This is a genomic window from Rheinheimera sp. EpRS3, assembly GCF_001513785.1.
Taxonomy (GTDB): Bacteria; Pseudomonadota; Gammaproteobacteria; order Enterobacterales; family Alteromonadaceae; genus Alishewanella.
The window spans coordinates 1164220-1183627 of record NZ_LNQS01000001.1 but is presented as its reverse complement, the minus strand read 5'-3'; the positions used below and the strand labels follow the sequence as shown (position 1 = coordinate 1183627).

Here is a 19408-nt window from a genome sequence, read left to right as displayed (position 1 = left end):
AGAAAGGGCCAGATAAAGAAATGGCCGCAATAGCGGCCATCATAGCACTTAATCAGCGTTTACGCATAAACCGGGAAACGGCTGCACAGCTCAGATACCTGGCCACGCACTTTATCAATCACACCGGCATCGCCACGGCTGTCAAGCACGTCACAAATAAAGTTTGCCACAGTACGCGCTTCGGCTTCGTTAAAACCACGGCGGGTGATCGCCGGTGTACCAATACGCAAACCTGAGGTCACAAACGGCGAACGCGGATCATTCGGTACTGAGTTTTTATTTACCGTGATATGCGCCTGCCCTAACCAGGCATCGGCCTCTTTGCCGGTAATGTCTTTGTCAATTAAGTCCATCAGAAACAGATGGTTCTGTGTGCCACCAGAAACCACTTTATAACCGCGTTGCTGCATGGCATCACACATCGCCACAGCGTTTTTTAGTACCTGCTGCTGGTAAGTTTTAAACTCCGGCTGCAGTGCTTCTTTAAAAGCTACTGCTTTAGCGGCAATAACGTGCATTAACGGGCCGCCCTGACCACCCGGGAATACCGCTGAGTTCAGCTTTTTCTCAATTTCTTCGTTCTTACGCGCTAAAATTAAACCACCGCGCGGGCCTGCCAGCGTTTTATGTGTGGTAGTCGTTACCACATCAGCTACTGGTACCGGGTTCGGATATAAACCAGCGGCTACTAAACCGGCAACATGGGCCATATCAACCATCAGGTAAGCGCCTACTTTATCAGCGATATCACGAAACCGCTGCCAGTCAACAATACCGGAATACGCAGAGAAGCCGGCAATAATCAGTTTTGGTTTATGTTCCAGCGCCAGCGCTTCAGCCTGATCATAATCAATCACGCCGGTTTCTGGGTGCAGGCCGTACTGAACCGCTTTATACAGTTTACCGGACGAGCTGACATGAGCACCGTGAGTTAAGTGGCCACCATGTGCCAGGCTCATACCTAAAATAGTGTCGCCCGCGTTTAACAGCGCCAGAAATACCGCAGAGTTAGCTTGTGAACCAGAATGCGGCTGCACATTGGCGTAATCGGCACCAAACAGTTCTTTAGCGCGGGAAATGGCTAAATCTTCTGCTATATCAACATATTCACAACCACCGTAGTAGCGTTTATGCGGGTAGCCTTCGGCATATTTATTGGTCAGCTGAGAGCCTTGCGCCTGCAGTACGCGTGGGCTGGCATAGTTTTCTGACGCGATAAGCTCAATGTGCGCTTCCTGACGGTCGTTTTCATCGGTTATCGCTTGCCATAACTGTGGGTCGAAATCGGCAATATTCATATCACGCTTTAACATGCTCTCTCCTGGTGCGGCTTGCACGCGTAGTCTTAATCAAATTCAGCTGAATCAAAACTGGCTTACTAAAATTGGCCGCCATTCTACCTTTAAATATGACTTTATGCACCCGCAATTTAGCCATCTAAACTTCTAAATAACAAATGCATGGCTGGTTTAACAAGGTGACTCTGTGTTGCAAGCTTTACAATATAAAAAACACAGCCTAATATACTGTATATAAAAACAGCCTCGGTGTTTGCATGCGCAAAATTATACATATAGATATGGATTGTTTTTTTGCTGCGGTGGAAATGCGCGACAACCCGGCGCTGAAACATATTCCTATTGCTGTTGGCGGCTCAAGGCAAGCCCGCGGCGTAATATCTACCTGCAACTACCCTGCCCGGGCTTATGGCGTGCGTTCAGCAATGCCAACCGGCCAGGCGTTAAAGCTGTGTCCTCACTTGACCCTACTCAGTGGTAATATGGAGAAGTACAGCGCGGCCAGCCGGCAAATCCGGGCTATTTTTGCCCGCTATACCGACAGTATAGAGCCATTGTCGTTAGATGAAGCTTATCTGGATGTCACCGATTGCCCGCTGTTTCATGGCAGCGCCACGCGCATTGCTGAAGATATCCGCCGTAGTATTTTTATTGAAACCGGCCTTACAGCCTCGGCTGGTGTGGCACCGAATAAGTTTCTGGCAAAAATTGCCAGCGATGAAAATAAGCCAGATGGTTTATGCGTTATTACGCCTGATGACGTCAGCAGCTTTGTTAAAAAATTGCCGCTTAAACGCCTGCCAGGTGTGGGGGCAAAAACAGCCGAGCGCTTAAGTCAGTTGGGCTTAAACTACTGCGCCGATATCGCCACCGCCCCGCTGCCTTTACTGGTAAAACAGTTTGGCAGCCTGGCCGATAGCTTGTTAAAGCGCAGCCAGGGTATTGATGAGCGGCCGGTATGCAGCCGCGAGCAACGAAAATCGTTGGGGGTAGAGCGCACGCTGGAGCATGATTTACTGCAATATACCGAGTGCGTAGAAACACTAAGTCAGTTGCTGCCACAGTTACAACGCAGGCTGGATCACTATAGCAACACTGCAGCAGGACGACTGACGCCGATTCAGAAAGTGGGTATTAAACTAAAGTTCAGTGACTTTCGCCAGACAACCGTAGAAAAACAAGGTCAGCCATTACAGCTTGATAAACTGCTGCCACTACTGGATGAAGCCTGGCAACGCCGCCAGCAGCAAGGGGTAAGATTAATAGGTCTACAAATAGGCTTTAAAACTGCTGCTTCACAGCAACTGGCCTTGCCGTTTTAATTGATTAGCACTTTGCAGATAACAGAAAACCGGCAAAAGCCGGTTTTATGCAAGCCTGGCCGGAATTACCCGATAACAGTTACGTTCTCAGCTTGTGGGCCTTTTTGGCCTTCAGTTACTTCAAAAGTAACTTTCTGACCTTCAACTAAAGTTTTACGGCCGGTACCGTTGATCGCACGGAAGTGAACGAAAACGTCCTTACCACCATCACGCTCCAGGAAACCGTAACCTTTCTCTTCGTTGAACCACTTAACTGAACCGGAAATTAACTGTGACATAACACTCTCTTACTTTAACTAAATTTGCCAGCTCGCTGGCGACTTAAATATAACCGGCCATCTCAGCTGGCTAGCATATATTTTCGCCCTCATTATCAGGTAAGCCATATAAGGGGTCAATAACCTTGCCTGCCGCGCAGAAAATATTTCTGCTCTGGCCGTACCAGCAACATGAGCCACGTTACTGATAACCCTGTTGTTGTCAGCATACTAAACAGCAACAATTTTAGTGTAGCAGCAATAGTGCTGAAAAAATAATCAGTGTTAATTTATTTTTGTTTACGCCTTACCGGAGCTAAACCATCGTCTCCACCTTCAAAAAACTGCGGTGCGTTTTTCGTCAGCGGCTTAACCGCTTTAGTTTTAGCTTTGGCTTTACCCTGCAGCGCTTTTTTGCCGGCTACAGCTTTAACTGCAGCCTTTGCTACTTTGGGCTTACCGTCAAACTTAGCGGCTAATCCTTCTACTTCAGTAAAACTGGTTGGCTGGCGTAAAAAGGCTTCAATGCGTTCCAGTGCTGCTATATCTTTTGGCCCAACCAATGAAATCGCCTGGCCTTTGGCGCCAGCACGGCCGGTACGGCCAATACGATGCACATACTCTTCTGCATGCTTGGGCAAATCGAAGTTAATAACATGCGATACCTGCAATAGATCCAGGCCACGCGAGGCTAAGTCGGTTGTTACCAGCACCTGGTGCTTGCCGGTAGCAAAAGCCTGCATTACCGCATTACGGCTGCTTTGCGTTAATTTTCCGCTTAACCCCACGGCGCTGCGGCCAAGCTGCTCACACAGCAGCGCTAAGCGCTCGGCATCTTCGCGTGTGGCGGTAAAAATAATCAGTTGCTTAATATCATCCTGCTGTAAAAAGTGCTGCAGCAGAGCTTCTTTATGACTGAGGTGATCGGCCAGAAAAAACCGCTGGCTGATATCCTGATGTTGCTGATGCGAAGCACCAATAGCAACGCGGTATGGATTTTTCAGTAATGCCAGTGTCAGTTCATCTACTTCTGCATGATCTAATGTGGCAGAAAACAGCAAAGTCTGGCGTAAACGGTGATCTGCAGCTTTATTGATCACCGTTAGCTGCGGCATAAAGCCTAAATCCAGCATCCGATCCGCTTCGTCGAGGATCAGCATTTCCAGGCCATTAATAAATACTGATTTATGCTCAAGGTGATCAACAAAACGGCCCGGCGTGGCGACAATGATGTTTGGCTCACGTTTAAGCAGCTTTTCCTGATCGTTAAAGTTTTCGCCACCGACAATCAACGCTGACGTTAACGGTGTATTAGACACAAACAAGCGCAGCTGCGCATACACCTGTTTGGCTAATTCGCGCGTCGGCGCCAGTATCAGCGCCCGCGCATCACGCTTGGACAACGGCCGACTTTTTAGCAAGCGTTGCATCATTGGCAATAAATAAGCCAGCGTTTTACCTGAACCGGTTTGCGATGACACAATTAAATCACGGCCAACCATCACAGCAGGAATCGCCTCAAGCTGAATCTCAGTTGGCTTAACAAAGCCCAGATGCTGTACCGAGCGCATTAGCCGCGGATCAAGCGATAAATCATTAAATGGCAAAGTGAACCTCTTAAACCTTAAATTACCGCTATATGATAACCGAAGCTGGCAAATTGAGTTAGTTTGATTTCTTAACTGGCAGCCTTTGCGCTACTATAAGCGCATTATGACTACCGCTAAAAAGCATTGAATGATCAGGATATACCATGAGTAATGCACTAAAAGAACAACTGTTAAAAGCTGGCCTGGCCGATGCCAAAAAGTTAAAAGCCGTTAAAAAAGAGAAGCACCAGCAAAAAGTTCAGGCTGGCAAGAACCAGAAAATAGTTAACGAAGCCAGTGTGCTGGCAGAGCAAACGCGCCAGCAACAGATAGAGCGCGACCGTGTTTTAAACCAGCAAAAACAAGCTGCACTGCAGCAAAAAGCGATAGCTGCACAGGTTAAACAGCTTATCAGCAACAACACTATTAAAGCTCAGGGCGAAGTGGCCTACAACTTTACTGATGGCAAGCTGGTTAAGCGGCTGTATGTGAATAACAAACTGCATGATGAGCTAAGCCGTGGCCTGTTAGCCATTGCTAAGCAAGACGAACAGTATTATCTGGTACCTGCCGCCGTTGCCGAAAAAATTAAGCAGCGTCAGAGCGACAGTATTATTGTGCTGAATGTGAAGCAACAGCAGGTAGATGAAGACGACCCCTACGCCGACTTTAAAATTCCTGATGATTTAATGTGGTAAAGCCGCTTAGGCGTTTTGACAGAGAGCTGAATGAATACACAACTGGTACTGGCCAGTGTCGGTGAAATGCTGCAACTGCAACACTGGTTTAGTAGTACTGAGCAACAACAAAGCTGGGGCGGCGATAACTTTGATTATCCGTGCACCGAGCTGCGTTTTCTTCAACTGTTGTGCCGGCCTGGTACCCAAAGCTACAGCTTACTTGATAGCGACAACAATACCGTACTGGGCTTTGGTCAGGTTTGTGACCGTTTTGGCTGCCATCATCTGGCCAGGTTGGTTATTCACCCACAGCAACGCAGCAAAGGTTTGGCTAAAACTTTGATTAGTGAGCTGATCATTCAGGCGCTAAACCAGCAATACCGTAACATTTCGCTGTACGTACACCGGCACAACAATATTGCCCTGCAATGTTATGCCAGTCTGGGCTTTGAGATAAGCCCGCCGCCGGAAGCTGAAAGCCCACGCTTGCATTTTATGACACTAGCGGCAGACGATGCGATAGCGGGTGTCAACCGCTACTTGCAGCAGCAAAGCTAATCTGAACGCTGTCGGGCACTAACGCCTTTAACCTGTTGCGCGAAAGCGGGGCTTAACTGCCACTTTGGTTTAATAGGTGTCAGCGGCAGCTCGCGTTTACGGGCGACCAGCAAATAACTCGCACCAAAATAATTCATATATTGCTCGTTCCACAGCTGCCAGCGGGTTGCTTTATATTCTTTTGCCAGCATGGCAGAGCAAAAAAAACGCTGCTCTGACAACACTTCAAAACCAATAAGGTGCAGCCAGTCTTTAATACGTGATGCACTGAAAAACCGGCCATGCCACGGATATTTCTGCGCCAGCCCGGGCAGCCATTTTAATAAACCGACACTACTGTACGGATTGATACCACTGAGCAACAAATAACCATCGGGTACCAATACCCGGTGTGCTTCGCGTACCACATGATGTGGATCTGCAGTGTATTCCAGGCAATGGCTCAACAACACAGCGTCTACACTGTTTTCAGTAACAGGTAAAGCGTCTGCTTCAGCCAGCAACATGGTTTGCTGGCAATACCGGCCGACACCAATATGATGCTGAATTTTGCAGTTGCTGGTGTCCAGCTGGCAGCTGAGATCGCCAACTTTTAGCATGTAGTAACCAAAAATTTGCTGCCACCAGGGCTGCAATTGACGGGATATTGCATCAGCCAGCGCTTGCCCTTGCGTAAACTGCTGCCAGTCTGACGGCGAAGTACGGTCTTTTTCGCTCAGTGCCGGTTTCATGTTAAGTTAACAGCCGGATTCATTAAGATGGTTGTCATTATGTATCACATTACTCCAGTGCCAGCGTTTGAGGATAACTATATTTGGGTGTTATGTCAGCAAGACAACCCCAGTTGCATTGTAGTTGACCCCGGTGACGCCAGCCCGGTTTTGGCATTTTTACAGCAACAGCAAAAAATACCGGTGGCAATACTTATTACACACCATCATGCTGACCATACTGGCGGCATTACAGAGCTACAACAGCAATTTCCAAATGTAAGAGTAATAGGCCCGGCTATGGAACATAGCCGCATCCCGCAGCTTACAGAAACTGTGAGCGATAATCAGTTGGTTGTCATTGCTCAGTTAGGGCTTACTTTTGCTGTTATTGCTGTACCAGGACATACTTTGGGCCATATTGCGTTTTATTCAGCACCGGTTTTGTTTTCTGGTGATACCTTATTCAGCGCAGGTTGTGGCAGGCTGTTTGAAGGTAGCCCGCAACAAATGTGGCAGTCGCTGCAGAAGTTGCTGGCATTACCCGACAGCACCCAGATTTACTGTACCCACGAGTACACCCTGTCTAATTTAAAATTTGCTTTAACTGTGGAACCAGATAACGCGGCGCTACTCGAATACACGCAACGTTGTCATGATTTACGTTTGGCAAAACAGCCAACCCTGCCTGCAGGGTTAGCAAAAGAGAAACAAATTAATCCGTTTTTACGCTGTAATAACAAAAACCTACAGCAAAAATGGCAAAAAAATACAGCGTTAGCGCTGTTTAGCTGGTTAAGAGCCAGTAAGGACCAGTTTAAAAGCTGACTTGCATTCAGTGACCGAACAGGTAACATTCGATTTTTTACATGTGGAACAAAATAATGCTCAGAAGATTATCTGCCCTGGCTGGAGCCATGATCCTTGCAGGATGTGTTAGTACAAATAGCACTGAAAAAACTAACATACCTCCTGTAGTAAAAGCCCCACAAAATAAGCCGGCAGATTTTCATAAGCACGCCGCCAGTGCCGAGCAAATAGCCAATCGGTTATGGAGTGCAGGCGAAGCCTCGGGCAATGATATTATTGAACTTGATGCCACAGAATTAGAAGATTTATGGCAGCGCATTCAGTTGCAAATGAGTTTTAATGTGCCACAAACCCGACCGATTGTGGAACAACGTAACTTTTACAGCAGCCATCAGGCCTACCTGGACAGAGTAGCCAGCCGTGCCCAGCCGTTTTTATTCCATATCGTGCAAGAGTTGGAAAAACGCCAAATGCCATTGGAACTGGCGTTACTGCCTATTGTAGAAAGTGCTTTCGATCCTTTTGCCTATTCACACGCTGCTGCTTCTGGCATGTGGCAATTTATGCCTGCTACCGGCAAGCGTTTTGGTCTAAAACAAAACTTCTGGTATGACGGCCGTCGTGACGTAGTGGCCTCCACCCGGGCGGCGTTAGATTATTTACAGTATCTGCACGATAAACTCGAAGGTGACTGGCTCAACGCCATTGCCGCGTATAATTCTGGTGAAGGCCGGATCTTAAGAGCTATTCAACGCAATAAGCAAAAGCGTTTACCCACAGATTTCTGGTCGTTGGATTTACCTTCCGAAACTACCGCTTATGTGCCTAAGTTGCTAGCTTTGGTAGATATTCTCAAGCGCCCGGATGATTTTGATATTGTCTGGAAGTTTATTGCCAATGAACCGAAAATTGATGTGGTAGAAGTGGGCAATCAAATTGATTTGGCCATAGCCGCAGAGATGGCAGAGCTGAGTATTGCCGAACTACAGGCATTAAACCCGGGGTTCAGCCAATGGGCCACTGATCCTGACGGTCCGCACCATTTAGTACTGCCGGTACATCAGGTAGAAACCTTCCGGCAAAAGCTGGCGCAAACGCCCACTAAAGAATGGCTACGCTGGAAACGCTACACCGTAGCTAAGGGCGATACTCTTGGTAAAATTGCCCAAAAGCATGACACTAATATCAGTGCTATTCAGCGTATAAATAAACTTGATGGCAACACCATTCGCCTTGGCCAACATTTGCTGTTACCAGTATCTTCTGCTGAAGAGGCGAATTACAGCCTGAGCCAGCCAAACCGGATAGCCAAAGCACAGCAACAAGGTAATAACGGTACTAAGCTGGAGTATATTGTTAAAGATGGCGATACCCTGTGGGATATTAGCCGTGAGCACAAGGTTACAGTGGCTGAACTGGCAAAGTGGAATGCTATAGCGCAGCGCTCTGCACTTAAACCAGGCCAAAAGCTAGCGATATGGCAACCTATTACTGCAACAGGTAACAAGGGAATATCCCGCACTGTTACCTACAAGGTACGCAAAGGCGACTCTCTGGCAAGAATTGCACAACGTTTCAGCGTTTCAGTGTCTGACATTGTAAAGTGGAACAATATTAATACCGGCAACTACCTGCAGCCAGGCCAACAGCTGAAACTAATGGTCAGTATGACACAGGTATAAACCGCTAACGGGCTGGTATCATACGGGGCCAATATCATGAAATTGCAATACCTGCTGCTATGCACAGCATTACTGTTCACACCATTGAGTCAGGCACAGTTTGATATCAGTGGTGAGGGCAAAGTAACGCTTACCGACAATAGCAGCAAGACATTCGATTTCGGCTTTAGCTACTTCCGTCAGGATGGTACCTACCGCTTTAATGCTGGTAAGCAAAGCCTGAATGTCCCCTCTGTACCACAAAAATATTCTATTGCTGTCATTCTGCAGGATAACAGCCATGTCTGGGTGCCTGACTTTGTTAACGAGCCGCTTAGCAGTTTTGAATTACAACTGGAGCAATACTCTATAAAGTTGTTTGCGGATCCGCTGGCAGTAAATGCACCGGGAAACTTTGTGCTGCAACTAAACGATGAGACCTATTATTTTAACCGCGGTCCCGGCCAGATAAATTTTTACTTTACCGAAACCGGGATCCGCGATGTGCGGATAGAGGGTATGTTTAAACCGCGCAAATAGCCGGGTTAATCTGGCTCTTTTTGTAATTGCAACGCAGAAACCATTCCGGATGCTATACACAATAAAGGCGCCAATAAGGTTAAAAACCAGCTGGCCTGTAAACCAATATCATGCCACCAGGCGTAACATGCCGCCGTTAGCTGAAATATAATACCGAACAAGCCGGCGTAAACTAAAGCGCGGTTCAGCGGCCTTTTGGGTAGAGAAAATACTTTCATTTTAATGCCTGTCTACTTTTTCAATCCAGAATCAGCTTTAGTCTGCCTGCATCCATTTTTGTACTGCTGACACCAGCTCGTCAGGGTGAAACTTAGCGATAAACTGATCTGCACCTACTTTTTTCACCATGGCTTCATTAAATACACCGCTAAGCGATGAGTGCAACACAACATGCATTTGTCGCAGTGCCGGGTTAGCTTTTATTTCTGCTGTTAGCGTGTAACCATCCATTTCCGGCATTTCAATATCAGAAATCAGCAACGGCACTTTTGTAGAAATATCGCCGCCTAATTCTGCCGCTTTGGCGGTTAGCCAATCCAGCGCCAGTTTACCGTCGTTGACCAGTTCAACCTGAATACCGATTGAAGTCAGCGCCCGCTTTACCTGATTACGTGCCACTGCAGAGTCATCGGCTACCAACACAATCAAGTCTTTAAAATTACGCTCTGTTGCTTTTACTTTAATATCTTCGCTCACCTCTTCGTTAACCGGTGTTATTTCTGCGAAGACTTTTTCTACATCAATAATTTGTACCAGCTTACCGTCAATCTGGGTAACGGCTGTCAGGTAGTGGCCTGCCCCCGCACCTTTGGGCGGGGGCATGATTTGATCCCAGTTTGTGTTAACAATACGGTCGACACCGCTTACCAAAAAGCCCTGCGTATGGCGGTTGTATTCGGTTACCAGTACATAAGCAGTAGATAAATCTTCAATACGTTTACCACCGGTAGCCTGGCTTAAATCAATTACCATCACCGGTACACCGCGTAAATGCGCAATACCACGCACATGCGGGCTGGAGCCGGGCATTTCTGTCAGCTCCGGGCACTGTAACACTTCGCGCACTTTAAACACGTTAATGCCAAACGGCTGGGGGCCATACAAACGAAACAACAGTAACTCCAGCCGGTTGTTACCTACCAGATTTGTCCGCTGATTCACTGCGGCCATTAGTTTACTCATAATTTTGTACCTCTTCGGCCATATTGGCCGCTGCACGGTTAACGCTGATCAGGCACTACTACAGCATGTTGCTGTCAGCTAAGCAATGTGGACTTGTATCTGGAAGACAGAAATTTGTATAAGCATAGGCGAACATAGCTAATCGTCTAGCAAAACAGATGAAATGCTACTGCCGTTATTACACGACGGCAGCAACATTCTTAACCTTAACTTATTTGTGCATCTGGCTGTTGCTCGGGGGCTGCCAGAGCAAAAGCAGCCAGTTGCTGGCAGTTGTGGTGTACGGCCATCACTGTAGGAAAGGCGCTCATATCCAGCGCAAAGCGCTCGGCGTTATAAACTTGCGGCACTAAACAGATATCAGCCAGCGTTACTTCATCGCCAAAGCAAAACTGCCCGGCACTTTGCTTTAAACGTTGTTCAATTGCGTCAAAGCCGGTATTAAGCCAATGGTTAATCCAGTTTAGTTTTTGCTGTTCAGTTAATGCTAAAGGCCCGGTAAGGTATTGCAATACGCGCAGGTTATTCAGCGGATGCATATCGCAGGCAATATCCAGTGCCAGCGCGCGTACTTTGGCCCGTGCTGCGGGTTCTTCCGGCAACAACACCGGTTGCGGATAGGTTTCGTCCAGATATTCCACAATGGCCAGCGACTGGTTCAGACTAAGATCATCATCTACCAGCACAGGTACCAGTTCTGCCGGGTTCAGTGTTTTGTAGTCAGGGCTGTGTTGCTCGCCGCCGTTTTTTACCAGATGTACCGGCAGATTTTCAAACGTCAGTTGTTTTAAGTTTAGCGCGATACGCACACGATATGCTGCTGAAGAGCGCCAGTAGCCGTAGAGTTTCATTGTTATCCTTAAGATACCGAGCTTCGAATACGCAGCTGCTGCGTACATTTTTTCTGCGACACGCCGTAAACCCATCCCTGGGGGCTCGACTCAGGCATCCATGCCTTCAACGGTCGCAGAAAAAAGTACATCCGCATCCGCTTACTAAGGGTTAAGCTTTATATTGCACTACTTTCTGGTCAATGGCACCAAAGATGCTATTACCCTGCGCATCCAGCATTTCCATACGAATAGTATCGCCAAACTTCATAAAAGCAGTAGATGGCTTACCATCACGAATGGTTTCGATCATGCGAATTTCAGCAATACAGCTGTAGCCAACACCGCCCTCATCCACAGCAGTACCATACTCGGTGCCCTGCTTGTTTGATACCGTGCCCGAGCCAATAACCGCACCGGCGCTTAGATTACGGGTTTTCGCCGCATGCGCGACTAACTGACCAAAGTCGAATGTCATATCGATACCGGCATTGGGCTTGCCAAAAAGTTTGCCATTGTAAGTAGATAGCAGCGACAGATGCACACGGCCATCACGCCAGTTATCACCCAGCTCGTCCGGCGTTACCGCTACCGGGCTAAATGCCGATGACGGCTTGGATTGAAAAAAGCCAAAACCTTTGGCTAACTCATTCGGAATAAGGCCACGCAAGGAGACATCATTGACCAGCATCAGTAAGCGGATTTTGCTGCGCGCCTCATCAGCGCTGCACGCCATCGCCACATCGTCGGTAATGACTGCGACTTCGCCTTCAAAGTCGATACCGTAGTCTTCGCTAACCACTTCAACATTGTCGCGCGGGCCGATAAAATCGTCCGAACCGCCCTGATACATTAACGGATCGGTCCAGAAGCTTGGCGGCATTTCGGCATTACGTGCTTTGCGCACCAGTTCAACGTGGTTCACATAAGCACTGCCATCGGCCCACTGATATGCACGTGGTAAAGGCGATTCACACTGAGCTTCATTAAACGCCATTTCGCCGTCTACTTTGCCGTTGTTCAGCGCCTGATATACTTGTTCCAGCTTCGGGCTTAACTGTGCCCAGCTGTCCAGCAATTGCTGCATAGTGGCGGCTACTGCCGGCGCTGCTACACAGCGGCTTAAATCGCGGCTGACTACAACCAGCAAGCCATCACGGCTGCCATTTTTTAAACTTGCTAACTTCATTATTATTCCTTCGCCTGCTCTGGTTTAACTTTCCAGCTGTTAACGTATTCCGGGTTTTCGGTGGCCAGCGCTGCAGTACCTATCTCCAGTGCGTCGCGGGTATCAAGCATTACTGCCACTTCATCAGTAAATTTCTTTTTATACTCACGCCCCGCCGCAAAGGCTTTGGGGTGCGGGCCATGGGTAAAACCGGCCGGGTGGAAAGTGACCATACCTTTTTCGATATTATCGCGGCTGAAAAAGTCACCGGCATGGTAAAACAGTACTTCATCGTAATCGTCATTGTTATGGTAAAACGGCACTTTTAACGCACCGGGATCACTTTCAATTGGCCTTGGCACAAAGGTACACACCACAAAGCGCTGCGCAACAAAGGTAGTATGCGCCGACGGCGGTAAATGATAGCGGTGGCTCATCAGCGGGCGGATATCGCGCCAGTTAATGCGCATTACCGCTAAATCGCCATGCCAGCCAATCGCATCCAGCGGGTTATACGGATATGTAATCACCGATACCTGGCCGTGGCGTTTTACTTCAACCTGCCATTGCTGCTCGCTGTACTGAGCTTTAAAGGCATCATCAATTTTCGGCGTATCCAGCATTGCCGGGTCAAAAATTGCGTGGTTACCTACCAGGCCTTTTTCCGGCAGCTGATAGCTGTCGTTAGTAGCTTCAACCAACAGGATAAACATCGGCTGTTTTGGCTCTAAACGCCACATGGTAGAGCGCGGAATAACAATATAATCGCCGTCGCGTACTGTCATATGGCCGTAATCGCAATACAGCTCGGCGCTGCCTTCGTGGATAAACAGCAGCTCATCACCGTCGGCGTTGCGCACCAGCTTGCTCATGTTGTCATTCAGGCGCCAGGTGCGCATTTTACAATGCGCATTAAACAGCAAATTTGGCACGGCCCACGGCGAATTAGTGTTATCTGCACCTATGTCATTAAAGTTAAACAGGTGTGGTCGCAGTGGCCCCTGCCAGTCAATCCAGCCGGTAGGCGCATGGCGGTGATGAAAGTGCGTGGCCGGGCCAAAAAAACCGCTGCGGCCGGTTTCACGCTCATATATCGCCTGCTCAGGAAAATCTGCGTGCGCCTGTCTTGATACATCACCTTCCTTTAACGGAAACGATGCCCATTTACGCATTGCTTAACACTCCGCGCTGAATTTGATCTTCTTCGATAGACTCAAACAGTGCCTTAAAGTTACCCTCGCCAAAACCTTCGTTGCCTTTGCGCTGGATAATTTCAAAGAACACCGGGCCAATCACGGTTTTGGTGAAAATTTGCAGCAAAATGCCGTCTTTCATTGGCGCGCCGTCGATCAAAATACGTAAGTCCCGCAGTTGCTCTAAGTCTTCATCGTGGCCCACTACCCGCTCGTTTACTTTGTTGTAGTAGGTTTCCGGTGTTGGCATAAAATCCATGCCGCGGCTGCGCAAAGTGCGTACAGTTTCATAGATGTCTTCGGTTGTCAGCGCAATATGCTGGATACCCTCGCCTTTGTATTCGCGGATAAATTCTTCAATCTGAGATTTATCATCAGAAGATTCGTTAATTGGAATACGAATTTTGCCGCAGGGTGCTGTCATCGCTTTTGATACCAGGCCAGTAAGCTTACCTTCAATATCAAAATAACGGATTTCACGGAAGTTACCGATATTTTCATAGAAGCCGGCCCAGGTATTCATATTGCCGCGCATAACGTTATGCGTTAAATGATCCAGCACTTCCAGGCCAACACTGTGCTTGGTCATTTCAAGCTGCCAGTTGTCATAGTATTTAAAGTCAACATCGTACACTGAGCTGGCACCATAGCGGTCCACAAAATACAGCAGGCTGCTGCCAATACCGTAAACAGCCGGGATATTCAGCTCCATCGGGCCAATCTGGTTTTTATACTCTTTAGCGCCGTTAGCAACGGCATGTTTTAATGCATGAGCCGCATCTTTTACCCGAAATGCCATGGCGCACACGCTGGGGCCGTGCTTACGGGCGAACTCTTCGGCCTGCGAGTTTGGCTCAGCATTAACAATAAAGTTAATGTCGCCCTGCTTATATAACCAGGCTTGCTTCGAGCGGTGCTGTGCGACTTCGGTAAAGCCCAACGCAAAAAATAAATCTTTTAATTTCTGAATACCGTCAGCATCAGCGGCGGTATATTCAACAAACTCGAAACCATCAGTTCCCAGCGGATTAATTTTATCTGTCATTGTTATAGTCCTAACTACGTCTTGGTTGGCGCTAATAATGCGCTTGCGGCAAAAAAAAGGAAGGGGGCAGCAAGTAACAGCTTAATGCCTGCTAAACTGCTGTTTTGTAAAGCTGCTGATACAAAACGGCGACTTTCTGAAAAAGCGATCAAAAAGGGCCGCCAAATCGCTTTGGCAGCCCCTTTGCAGTACAGTTTTACGCACAAAGCGTAGTTAAATTTTTACACTCTTTCGATTAATGCCGTAATCACGTAATTTATTGGCCACTGCCGTGTGGCTTAAACCGAGTTTTTTTGCCAACTGACGCGAGCTGGGATAGGCCGGAAACAATTTGCGCAACAGGTTCGCTTCAAAGCGTTTTACCGCTTCGTCGAGGGTACCGTCGAAATCTTGCTCTAAATAACCAAAATCGTTGTTGTAACTGGGTAATTGCAAATGCTCTTTATCCAGTTCAAAGCCTTCAAGCAGAGTAATAGCACGATACAATGCATTTTCCAGCTGACGCACGTTACCCGGCCAGGGATAATTTTGCAGAAAATTAGCACAGCTGTCGGTTAACTTTGGCGCTTTACGGCCCAGCCGTGCGGCAAAACGGGCAATAAAAAATTCGGCCAGCGGCAGCACATCCTGTTTGCGTTCACGCAGTGCCGGTAAAGCCAGCGTCAGCACATTAAGGCGATAGTATAAGTCTTCGCGGAACTTGCCTTCCTGCACCATGCCGGGTAAATCTTTTTGCGTGGTACAAATTACCCGTACATCGACTTTTACTTCGTTTTCATCGGCAACTCGGCGAAAACTGCCATCCTGCAAAAAGCGGATCAGCTTGGTTTGCAACTGATGCGACATCTCGCCTACTTCATCTAAGAATACCGTGCCGCCATTGGCCAGTTCAAAAATGCCTTTTTTGCCTTCAACAGTCCCTGGAAAGGCATTAGCGCCATACCCGAACAGTTCAGACTCTGCTACGTTGTCTGGCAACGACGCACAGCTAAGGGCTAAAAAAGGTTTACCGGTGCGGCTGCTGGCAGCATGACAAGCCCGGGCCAGTAGCTCTTTACCGGTGCCGGTTTCACCCATAATCAGAATGGGCGCATCCAGCTGTGACATTTTTTTCGCTTCGCGTACCACTCTACGCATTAAGTTACTGTGCGCCTGCAAAGTGTTAAAGCTTTCCTGATCGCCTTTTTTAAACGCCACCATATGCTGGCCGAGCCGGCTTTCAGATTTTAAATTAATCACCGCACCAGCCAGAATCTCATGGCCGGTTTCATCCGGCACCATCACCGGCAAAATATCAGCAACAAAGCGCTTGCCGTGAATTTCTAACCGCCGGGTTTGCGCCAGCACATCATCGCCCTCTAACCAGCGCTGAAAATTAAAGCCCTTAACCATGCCCTGCAATGACTGACCGGCGATAGCGTTATGCTCTACCGACAACGCTTCCAGTGCAGCGTCATTAATTACCGTGACATTGGCTTTAATATCAACGGCAATCAGGCCATCCGGCAGTGTTTTAAGTAAGGTAGACAGTTCATTATGCTCACGCTCTGACGGCATAAAAGCGGTGGTTTTAACATCTTCTACGCCGGTGATGCGGCGCATCTTGGTCATTAACTCCTGAAACTTTTCAAAGTTTACTGTCGGAAATGACACGTACATCCGGCTTAAACTGGGATCGACTTCAATACCGCGCAAATCCAGCTGATAACTTACCAGTACATTTAATACTTCCTGTGCCAGGCCGAGCCTGTTCTGGCATTGAATTTCTAAACGCATACCGCAAAGTGTCCCAAGACCAAGTAATTAACAACATAATACGGTATAACGCTAAGAAGAGACCAGTAGTTTTGTAAAGAAATGTGAACAAAAAGACGATTTAGCGGGTTATTGCGACAAGTGGCAGCTAAGACAACGCGGCAGTGAACAACAAAAGACAGCAATGAGTGGCGCCCCGGCACCACTCACACAAAGAACACTAAGCGGACAGTAAAGCATCCGTTTTGGCTGCACAGATAAAGTCATTTTTATGCAAGCCTTTAATCGAGTGCGACCACCAGGTTACCGTTAACTTGCCCCACTCCAGCAACAGCGCAGGGTGATGGCCTTCGGCTTCTGCCAGCTCGGCCACTTTGTTATGAAATGCCCAGGCTAACTTAAAGTTTTTAAACTTAAACTCGCGCTCCAGTTGCAAAATACCATCACGCACCACCGGCGTCCAATCGGGGATCTGCCGCATTAACTCAGGCAGCTCGGCATCAGATACTTTAGGCGCATCAGCGCGGCAGGCTTCACATTGCATTGCTTTTAATTCAGACATTCTGTAATCCTAACTTGCTTGTTTTTCTTTGGGCGGAAATTTTGGCGCATGCAGCCCCAGTGCTCTGGCCTGTTCAACCAGCGCCATCATATCCAGATGGGCAATATCAAACAGTTGGTCAATACGTTCAATCATAAAATACACCGGCTGCATAATATCGATACGGTAAGGCGTACGTAATACGTCTACCGCATCAAAGGGTTTACGCTCCGGCACATCAGATTCAAGGGCGTAGGTGGTTTCACCCGGCGACGATAAAATACCGCCGCCATATATGCGTAAACCATCCGCGGTGTTTAATAAACCAAATTCAATGGTAAACCAGTATAGTCGGGCCAGATAAACGCGGTCCTGCTTGTTGGCTGACAGGCCCAATTTACCGTACATATGGGTAAATTCGGCAAACGCCGGATTGGTAAGCATAGCGCAGTGGCCGAAAATTTCATGGAACACATCCGGCTCCTGCAGATAATCAAACTCTTCGCGGCTGCGGATAAAGGTCGCCACCGGAAAGCGCTTATTGGCCAGCAATTCAAAAAACTTATCAAAGCTGATTAACGCCGGTACTTCAGCACATTCCCAGCCGGTAGTAGCGCGCAATACCTTGCTGACTTCCTCCAGTTGCGGAATGCGGTCAGTGGGTAGCTGTAACTTTGCCAAACCAGCCATATATTCGTCACAGGCTTTGCCTTTGATCACGCTAAGCTGACGGGTGATCAGTTCGTGCCATATTTGGTTTTCTTCATCTGACCAGGCAATCACACCCTGGTCGTCCGACTGACGGGAGACATATTTACTCGACTTACTCATACACAACCTGTTGAATAATCTGTTATACGGGAGTGTCCCGCTTAGCTGCCATTTTGTAATTTGAATAATGAGCAGATAATTAGTTACAGCGGATACTAAGCGATAGTGCGGCAAGAGTTAATCTCGTTGCCGCCTAAAGTTGGCTGCTCTGGCGTAAACATAGCCTTACAAGGCTGGTGACTCAACGCTGGCGTTGCTGCATTTTATCCAGCGCCTGCGCCAGATCGGCGATAATGTCATCAACGTGCTCTAACCCTACCGAAACACGGATTAAACCATCACTGATGCCAGCCATCTGCCGCTCTTCTGCGGTGTAAGGGCTGTGCGTCATCGACGCCGGATGTTGAATAAGCGATTCGGCATCGCCCAGGCTTACCGCCAGGCTAAGCAACTTACATTGATTAATAAAATAGCGGCTGTCGTCCAGGCTGGCATTTAGTTCAAACGCCAGCACGCCACCGGCGGCTTTCATCTGGTTACCAATAAACTTAAAGCCCGGATGCGACGGTAAGCCGGGATAAAACACTTCGCGCACTGCAGGATGTGCCTGCAGATATTCCGCTACCGTCTGTGCATTGCTGCAGTGGCGCTCCAGCCGCACCGACAGCGTTTTTAAACCGCGAATAATCAACCAGGCGTCATGTGGGCTAATGGTGGCGCCCATGTCTTTTAATGTGGTCAGTTTGATGGTTTTTATCGTTTCTGTGTCCGATACAATCAGCCCCGCTACCACATCGCCATGGCCGTTAAGGTATTTGGTAGCGCTGTGAATGACGATATTAATGCCGTAATCGGCTGGCTTTTGCAGCAACGGCGTAAGAAAGGTATTGTCTATCACTGAAATCAGCTGATGGCGCTGACAAAAGTCACCAAGAAAGGCCAGGTCTAGCACCACCAAATTCGGATTTATTGGCGTTTCAGCAAACAGCATTTTGGTATTAGGTTTAAGGGCTTGTTCAACCGCCGCGTGGTCTGTCATATCGACAAAGCTAACTTCAATGCCGTAACGGGCAAACATATGATTAAACAGTGCAAAGCTGCAGCCATAAATGGCTTTGCTGGCAATAAGATGATCGCCCTGCTGTAAAAAAGCCATAGTACTGGCTGCAACAGCGCCCATACCGGTAGCCGTGGCGGCAGCATCAGCCATGTCTTCCAGCGCCGCTATTTTCAGCTCCAGCTCGCGGGTGGTCGGGTTACCCAGTCGGGTGTAAATATAGCCTTCAGCCTCACCGGCAAAACGGGCCGCACCCTGCTCGGCGTTATCAAAAATAAAGGTGGAGGTTTGGTACAACGGCGTGGCTAAAGTACCGTGTTGATTTTTTTCTTTACCGGCGTGAATACACAGGGTTTCGGCTTTTTTATTATTGTCATGCATAAAGTTACTGCTACTGAAAGTTAAAGTCGCTGTAACAAATAGCAGAAACTAATATTAATG

At 48.0% G+C, this 19408-nt stretch carries 20 protein-coding genes; 6 read left to right on the top strand and 14 right to left on the bottom strand.

The annotated features are described in order from the left end of the window. Positions 1 to 59: 59 nt before the first annotated feature. On the bottom strand, positions 60 to 1313 hold the full coding sequence (glyA, locus tag AR688_RS05250) for a serine hydroxymethyltransferase (protein WP_068230063.1): 1254 nt from the start codon (positions 1311 to 1313) through the stop codon (positions 60 to 62). Between the two features lie 242 nt (positions 1314 to 1555). On the opposite strand from glyA, the gene dinB reads away from it, so the two are divergent. Further along, positions 1556 to 2620 (top strand): DNA polymerase IV, encoded by a 1065-nt coding sequence (dinB, locus tag AR688_RS05245; RefSeq protein WP_068230060.1) that lies wholly within the window; start codon positions 1556 to 1558, stop codon positions 2618 to 2620. Between the two features lie 65 nt (positions 2621 to 2685). Here dinB and AR688_RS05240 read toward each other — a convergent pair whose 3' ends face one another. Next, positions 2686 to 2898 carry a cold-shock protein gene (locus tag AR688_RS05240; protein WP_068230058.1) on the bottom strand — a complete coding sequence of 71 codons (213 nt, stop codon included), beginning with the start codon at positions 2896 to 2898 and terminating at the stop codon, positions 2686 to 2688. Positions 2899 to 3167: 269 nt separating this feature from the next. Beyond that, positions 3168 to 4484, bottom strand: a complete 1317-nt coding sequence (locus AR688_RS05235; RefSeq protein ID WP_068230055.1) for a DEAD/DEAH box helicase — start codon at positions 4482 to 4484, stop codon at positions 3168 to 3170. 146 nt (positions 4485 to 4630) lie between these two features. Between AR688_RS05235 and AR688_RS05230 the strand changes: the two genes are divergently transcribed. Both AR688_RS05230 and AR688_RS05225 read left to right on the top strand, forming a co-directional pair. Continuing rightward, positions 4631 to 5164, top strand: a complete 534-nt coding sequence (locus AR688_RS05230) for a DUF2058 domain-containing protein (protein ID WP_068230054.1) — start codon at positions 4631 to 4633, stop codon at positions 5162 to 5164. Positions 5165 to 5194: 30 nt separating this feature from the next. Then, a complete protein-coding gene (locus AR688_RS05225; RefSeq protein ID WP_068230052.1) occupies positions 5195 to 5704 on the top strand; it encodes a GNAT family N-acetyltransferase in 510 nt (169 codons plus the stop codon). Here the strand turns inward: AR688_RS05225 and AR688_RS05220 are convergent. Further along, positions 5701 to 6435, bottom strand: a complete 735-nt coding sequence (locus tag AR688_RS05220) for a class I SAM-dependent methyltransferase (RefSeq protein WP_068230049.1) — start codon at positions 6433 to 6435, stop codon at positions 5701 to 5703. The genes AR688_RS05225 and AR688_RS05220 overlap by 4 nt on opposite strands. Positions 6436 to 6474: 39 nt before the next feature. On the opposite strand from AR688_RS05220, the gene gloB reads away from it, so the two are divergent. Genes gloB through AR688_RS05205 form a run of 3 tightly spaced genes read left to right on the top strand, consistent with a single transcriptional unit; the run spans position 6475 to position 9425 of the window. Beyond that, positions 6475 to 7242, top strand: coding sequence for a hydroxyacylglutathione hydrolase (gloB, locus tag AR688_RS05215; protein WP_068231237.1), 768 nt, complete (start codon positions 6475 to 6477; stop codon positions 7240 to 7242). 56 nt (positions 7243 to 7298) lie between these two features. After that, complete coding sequence (locus AR688_RS05210; protein WP_068230047.1) at positions 7299 to 8906, top strand: LysM peptidoglycan-binding domain-containing protein; 1608 nt, start codon at positions 7299 to 7301, stop codon at positions 8904 to 8906. 36 nt (positions 8907 to 8942) lie between these two features. Further along, on the top strand, positions 8943 to 9425 hold the full coding sequence (locus AR688_RS05205; protein ID WP_068230044.1) for a hypothetical protein: 483 nt from the start codon (positions 8943 to 8945) through the stop codon (positions 9423 to 9425). A 5-nt stretch (positions 9426 to 9430) separates the two neighbouring features. Here the strand turns inward: AR688_RS05205 and AR688_RS05200 are convergent, their stop codons facing one another. The 10 genes from AR688_RS05200 to AR688_RS05155 all read right to left on the bottom strand — a co-directional run bounded on the left by AR688_RS05200 (position 9431) and on the right by AR688_RS05155 (position 19348). After that, positions 9431 to 9643: a hypothetical protein gene (locus AR688_RS05200; protein ID WP_068230041.1), complete on the bottom strand. Its 213-nt coding sequence runs from the start codon at positions 9641 to 9643 to the stop codon at positions 9431 to 9433. Between the two features lie 37 nt (positions 9644 to 9680). Then, entirely contained in the window at positions 9681 to 10607 is a 927-nt protein-coding gene (locus AR688_RS05195; protein WP_068230036.1) for a chemotaxis protein, read from the bottom strand. 206 nt (positions 10608 to 10813) lie between these two features. After that, positions 10814 to 11458, bottom strand: a complete 645-nt coding sequence (gene maiA / locus AR688_RS05190) for a maleylacetoacetate isomerase (protein WP_068230033.1) — start codon at positions 11456 to 11458, stop codon at positions 10814 to 10816. Between the two features lie 151 nt (positions 11459 to 11609). Next, positions 11610 to 12626 (bottom strand): fumarylacetoacetate hydrolase family protein, encoded by a 1017-nt coding sequence (locus AR688_RS05185; RefSeq protein WP_068230030.1) that lies wholly within the window; start codon positions 12624 to 12626, stop codon positions 11610 to 11612. Between the two features lie 2 nt (positions 12627 to 12628). Beyond that, positions 12629 to 13777, bottom strand: a complete 1149-nt coding sequence (locus AR688_RS05180; RefSeq protein ID WP_068230025.1) for a homogentisate 1,2-dioxygenase — start codon at positions 13775 to 13777, stop codon at positions 12629 to 12631. Then, entirely contained in the window at positions 13770 to 14843 is a 1074-nt protein-coding gene (hppD, locus tag AR688_RS05175) for a 4-hydroxyphenylpyruvate dioxygenase (protein WP_068230022.1), read from the bottom strand. Before hppD ends, AR688_RS05180 begins: the two co-directional genes overlap by 8 nt. 213 nt (positions 14844 to 15056) lie before the next feature. Further along, positions 15057 to 16619, bottom strand: a complete 1563-nt coding sequence (gene tyrR, locus AR688_RS05170; RefSeq protein WP_068230017.1) for a transcriptional regulator TyrR — start codon at positions 16617 to 16619, stop codon at positions 15057 to 15059. Between the two features lie 199 nt (positions 16620 to 16818). Continuing rightward, the gene (locus AR688_RS05165; RefSeq protein WP_068230013.1) at positions 16819 to 17160 is read right to left on the bottom strand and encodes a 4a-hydroxytetrahydrobiopterin dehydratase; all 342 of its coding nucleotides are present in this window, start codon (positions 17158 to 17160) and stop codon (positions 16819 to 16821) included. Positions 17161 to 17169: 9 nt separating this feature from the next. Beyond that, the gene (gene phhA / locus AR688_RS05160) at positions 17170 to 17970 is read right to left on the bottom strand and encodes a phenylalanine 4-monooxygenase (protein WP_068230010.1); all 801 of its coding nucleotides are present in this window, start codon (positions 17968 to 17970) and stop codon (positions 17170 to 17172) included. A 181-nt stretch (positions 17971 to 18151) separates the two neighbouring features. Next, the gene (locus AR688_RS05155) at positions 18152 to 19348 is read right to left on the bottom strand and encodes a trans-sulfuration enzyme family protein (RefSeq protein WP_068230007.1); all 1197 of its coding nucleotides are present in this window, start codon (positions 19346 to 19348) and stop codon (positions 18152 to 18154) included. Positions 19349 to 19408: the final 60 nt, after the last annotated feature.